This window comes from Paractinoplanes deccanensis (assembly GCF_016862115.1).
GTDB classification, from domain to species: domain Bacteria; phylum Actinomycetota; class Actinomycetes; order Mycobacteriales; family Micromonosporaceae; genus Actinoplanes; species Actinoplanes deccanensis.
In genome coordinates this window covers 1-4,965 of sequence record NZ_BOMI01000230.1, presented here as the reverse complement: position 1 = coordinate 4,965, position 4,965 = coordinate 1, and the positions used below count along the sequence as shown (strand labels likewise).

Here is a 4,965-nt window from a genome sequence, read left to right as displayed (position 1 = left end):
TGCCCGCCGGCACGACCCCGCCGGCCGGTGGCAGCTTCACCAATCCGGTCGTCTGGCAGGACTTCGCCGACGGGGACATCATCCGCGTCGGCGACGCGTACTACTACTCCGCCTCGACCATGCACTACTCGCCCGGAGCACCCATCCTGCGCTCCTACGACCTGGTCAATTGGGAGTACGCGGGGCACTCGGTGCCCCGGCTCGACTTCGACTCCGCCGCCTACGACCTCAGCGGGGGCCGGGCGTACGTCAAGGGCATCTGGGCCTCCGCGTTCAACTACCGGCCGAGCGACGCGACCTACTACTGGCTCGGGTGCACCGAGTTCAACCGCACCTACGTGTACACCTCGGCGGCGATCGGCAGCGGCTGGGCCAAGCGGGCGCGGATCAACAAGTGCTACTACGACGCCGGCCTGCTGTTCGACGGCACGACGCCGTACGTCGCGTACGGTAACGGCACGATCAGCGTGGCGCAGCTGTCGCCGGACCTCACCTCGGAGGTCCGGTCGCAGACCGTCTACACCACACCGTCGAGCATCGGCACGCTCGAGGGCGCGCGCATGTACAAGCGCGGCAACTACTACTACATCTGGCTCACCCGTCCGGCCAACGGCCAGTACGTGCTGCGCTCGACCAGCCCCTGGGGGCCGTACGAACAGCGCCAGGTGCTGCTGGACCTGCCCGGGCCCATCTCCGGCGGCGGCGTCCCGCACCAGGGCGGCCTGGTGCAGACGCAGAACGGCGACTGGTGGTACATGGCGTTCACCGACGCCTACCCCGGCGGCCGGATGCCGACGCTCGCCCCGATCACCTGGAGCGGCGACGGCTGGCCGGTGCTGCAGACCGTCAACGGCCGCTGGGGCACCTCGTACCCGAAGCCCGCGATCAGCACCACGAGGACCGTGCAGCCGATGATCGGCCCGGACACGTTCACCGGCACGTCGCTGGCGCCGCGCTGGGAGTGGAACCACAATCCGGACACGTCGAGGGTCAGCGTCGGCAACGGGCTGCGGCTCGCCACCGCCACCGTCACGAACGACCTCTACAACGCGCGCAACACGCTGACGCACCGGATCCAGGGCCCGGCGTCGACCGCCACCATCCAGCTGAACTACTCGGCGATGGCCGACGGCGACCGGGCCGGGCTCGCCATGCTGCGTGACCGGTCGGCGTGGATCGGCGTCCGCAAGGACAACGGCGTCACCCGCGTCTCGATGACCAACGGCCTGACCATGTCCACCGGCAGCTGGGCCACGACCGGCACCGGCACGGAAGCCGCCGGCGCCACCGTCTCGGGCGGCACGATCTGGCTGCGGGTCACCGCGAACATCCAGCCCGGATCCGGCCGCACGGCGACGTTCTCGTACAGCACGAACGGCAGCACGTTCACCACGCTCGGGCCGGCGTTCGTGATGAACAACGACTGGCAGTTCTTCATGGGCTACCGCTTCGGCATCTTCAACTACGCCACGAGAGCCCTTGGCGGCGCGGTCACCGTGAACCGGTTCGACCTGACGGCGCCGTAGTCCCGTCCCCCATCACCCCTAAGGAACCGATGTGAAGAGATCCCGATGGCTGGCCGCCGTCACGGCCGCCGCGACCGCGCTGGCCGGTGGGCTGCTCGCCGTGGTGAACGCCCCCGCGGCCTCGGCCGCGACCATTGACACCAGCGCCTGGTACGTGCTGGTCAACCGCAACAGCGGCAAGGCCCTCGACGTCTACAACCTGGCCACCAACGACGGCGCCCGGATCACCCAGTGGACCCGCAACGACGGCAACCAGCAGCAGTGGCAGTTCGTCGACTCGGGCAACGGCTACTACCGGGTCAAGTCGCGGCTGTCCGGCAAGGTCCTCGACGTCAGCAACAACTCCACCGCCGACGGCGCCGCGATCGTGCAATGGACCGACAACAACGCCGCCAACCAGCAGTTCAGCGTGCAGGACATCGACGGCTACATCCAGCTGATCAACCGCAACAGCGGCAAGGCCCTCGAAGTCCAGGGCGCCTCCACCGCCGACGGCGGCAACATCGTGCAGTACGCCGACTGGAACGGCACCAACCAGCAGTGGCAGCTCGCCCGGGTGGGCGGGTCCACCCCGACGACGCCGCCGCCGACCGGGTCCTGCACGCTTCCGTCCTCCTACCGCTGGAGCTCGACGGGGGCGCTGGCGCAGCCGCGGTCGGGCTGGGTCTCGCTCAAGGACTTCACGACCGTGCCCTACAACGGACGGCACCTGGTCTACGCGACCACGCACGACACCGGCACGACGTGGGGCTCGATGAACTTCGGCCTGTTCACGAACTGGTCCGAGATGGGCTCGGCCTCGCAGAACGCGATGTCGTCGGCGGCCGTCGCGCCGACGCTGCTCTACTTCGCGCCGAAGAACATCTGGGTGCTGGCGTACCAGTGGGGTTCCTGGCCGTTCATCTACCGGACCTCCAGCGACCCGACCAACCCCAACGGATGGTCCGCGCCGCAGCCGCTGTTCACCGGCAGCATCACCGGCTCCGGCACCGGCCCGATCGACCAGACGCTGATCGCCGACGGGCAGAACATGTACCTGTTCTTCGCCGGTGACAACGGCAAGATCTACCGCGCGTCGATGCCGATCGGGAACTTCCCCGGCAACTTCGGCTCGTCCTACACCACGATCATGAGCGACACGACGAACAACCTGTTCGAGGCGCCGCAGGTCTACAAGGTGCAGGGCCAGAACCAGTACCTCATGATCGTCGAGGCGATCGGCGCGAACGGCCGCTACTTCCGCTCGTTCACCGCCTCCAGCCTGAACGGGTCGTGGACGCCGAACGCCGCGACCGAGAGCAACCCGTTCGCCGGCAAGGCCAACAGCGGCGCCACCTGGACCAACGACATCAGCCACGGTGAGCTGGTGCGGGTCAGCGCCGACCAGACCATGACCGTCGACCCGTGCAACCTCCAGCTGCTCTACCAGGGCCGCTCGCCGAGCTCGGGTGGCGACTACGGTCTGCTGCCCTACCGGCCGGGCCTGCTCACCCGGCAGCGCTGAGAAGTCCGTGCCCTGGCCGCCGTCACCCGGCGGCCAGGGCCGGTCGTATGCGGAACGAGCTCGCCGCACGGAACTCGGCGGTGTCCTTGATGTAGCCGATGCCGAACTCCGTACCGGTCCAGCGCAGAAGGAACTCGGGGTAGTTGAACGACCGCAGGATCACCGTGCCGGCCACCGGGCCCGGGCCGGGGCAGTAGGTGGCGTCCTCGCGGAAGATCTGGCTGTAGTCGAACGGGGCGACGTATCCCCGAAGCTCGTAGTGCCGCAGGTAACGGCCGTCGCCGGTGCGGAACGAGACGCACTTGGGGTCGGACAGGCCGTTGACGGCGGTGAAGGTCGCGCGGCGCCGGCTCTCGGCACCGCTGTCGCGATCGACGGCGGCCACGGCTACCACGTCGGTGTTCGCACCGCGGCTGAGATACCCGCCGCCGGCCCACTCGAGGGAGAGGGCGCCGAGCGGCACGGCGGTCGCCGGCGCCGTCGGCGGGCGCGCGACGGTGCGACTGGGCGCCGGGGCGGGAGTGCTGAAACGCGCCGTGGAGGCGGTGGGCGCCGGCGCGGCGATCGTGCCGGGGACGCGCTGCTCGGGCTCATCGGGCACGACCAGCGGGACGCTGACGGCCACGACCGCGGCACCGGCGACGATCCCGGCGATGAGTTTGCCCGCGACCGCCGCACCACCGGCCGCCGCACCACCGGCGGCCACACTGCCGGCCATCGCACCGCCGGCCACCGCACCGCCCGCCACCACGCCACCCGCCGCCGCGCCGGTGGCCGCCGCGATCGGGACGCTGCCGGCGGCGATCGGGGCCACGACGGCGTGGGCGAGCCCGGCCGGCACCGCGAGGGCGGGCAGGGTGGCCAGCAGCCTGTCGGCCGGCAGCTGCCCCTCGCCCGCCGCCGTGCAGGCGCGACAGCCGCGGACATGCCGGACGATGCGCTTGCGCCACAGCGGTGACGGCCGGCCGTCCCAGTCGGCCGTCACCGCGGCCAGGCCGGGGCAGGCCGGTCGCGCGGTGAGCGCCGCGACGACGGCTCGGGCGAGGTCGAGCTGTTCCCGGGTGCGCTGCACGCGGACGCCCGCGTGCGCGACGCTGATGGCGGCCGCCTCGGCGAGCTCGGCGCGGGTCAACCGGCCGGCGATCTCCTGCCACCACAGCGACAGCAGGCGACGGTCGTCGGGATCCAGCCATCGCGTGGCCGCGGCGACCTGGCGGCGCTGAGCGCTGAGCTGGGTGCGCAGCGCCGTGACGTCCTCGACCTCGGCCTGCGGATCCGCCTGCTCGGCGGCCTCCTCCAGCGGCCGGAGCCGGCGGCCGGCGGCGCGCTGCTGCTGCCGGTGGGTGCCGACCTGACGGACCGCGATCACGGCCAGCCAGGCCCGGAAGCTGCCGGGGGTGCGCAGCCCCGGCAGCTCGCGCACGGCTCGCAGCATCGTGTCCTGCACGACGTCGTCGACGTCCGCGGGGTCCTCGATCGCCGCGCTGACCAGGTTGTAGACCAGCGGCAGATGATCAGCGATCAGCCGCTGAAGAGCCCGGCCGTCGCCGTTGCGGGCCGCGGTGACGAGCTCGGCCACGTTCCGTTCCATAGCGACGACACCCTATGCCGCCCGTCACAGGAAAGAAATAGTGCGGGAACATGTTATCTGATCTTGGCTTGGGCAGTCGCAACGTCCGGAACTTTCGGATCGCTTCGCTTCCCAATATTCCGAGATCGGTGTCCTATCAGCACAAACACCCTGGTAGAACGTTTCAATTGCCGACTGAACTTCCGGAACACTTCCGGAAAGTATTGTTTCCCCGGCGTTTCCCGTGCCAGCATGACCCCACATCGAGGTTTGTCATTTTCGTGATGAGGGAGACCCCGTGACCGCCAGTCCTCCTGCCTCCTCCGGCCGCCGGATCCGGCTGCTGGCCGGCGTCGCGGCCGCCG

Annotated in this window: 3 protein-coding genes; 2 read left to right on the top strand and 1 reads right to left on the bottom strand. The window is 70.2% G+C overall.

Annotation, left to right across the window (positions count from 1 at the left end):
* Both Ade02nite_RS48725 and Ade02nite_RS48720 read left to right on the top strand, forming a co-directional pair.
* Positions 1-1,526: glycoside hydrolase family 43 protein (locus Ade02nite_RS48725; RefSeq protein ID WP_203778277.1), on the top strand; the 1,526-nt coding region annotated here is incomplete at its 5' end.
* A 31-nt stretch (positions 1,527-1,557) separates the two neighbouring features.
* Complete coding sequence (locus Ade02nite_RS48720) at positions 1,558-3,030, top strand: non-reducing end alpha-L-arabinofuranosidase family hydrolase (RefSeq protein WP_203778276.1); 1,473 nt, start codon at positions 1,558-1,560, stop codon at positions 3,028-3,030.
* 22 nt (positions 3,031-3,052) lie between these two features.
* Here Ade02nite_RS48720 and Ade02nite_RS48715 read toward each other — a convergent pair whose 3' ends face one another.
* Positions 3,053-4,621: a sigma-70 family RNA polymerase sigma factor gene (locus Ade02nite_RS48715; RefSeq protein ID WP_203778275.1), complete on the bottom strand. Its 1,569-nt coding sequence runs from the start codon at positions 4,619-4,621 to the stop codon at positions 3,053-3,055.
* Between the last annotated feature and the right edge of the window lie 344 nt (positions 4,622-4,965).

Excerpts from the sequence above, each read along its gene's own strand:
- Ade02nite_RS48715 (WP_203778275.1), bottom strand. The coding sequence starts at position 4,621 with ATGGAACGGAACGTGGCCGAGCTCGTCACCGCGGCCCGCAACGGCGAC.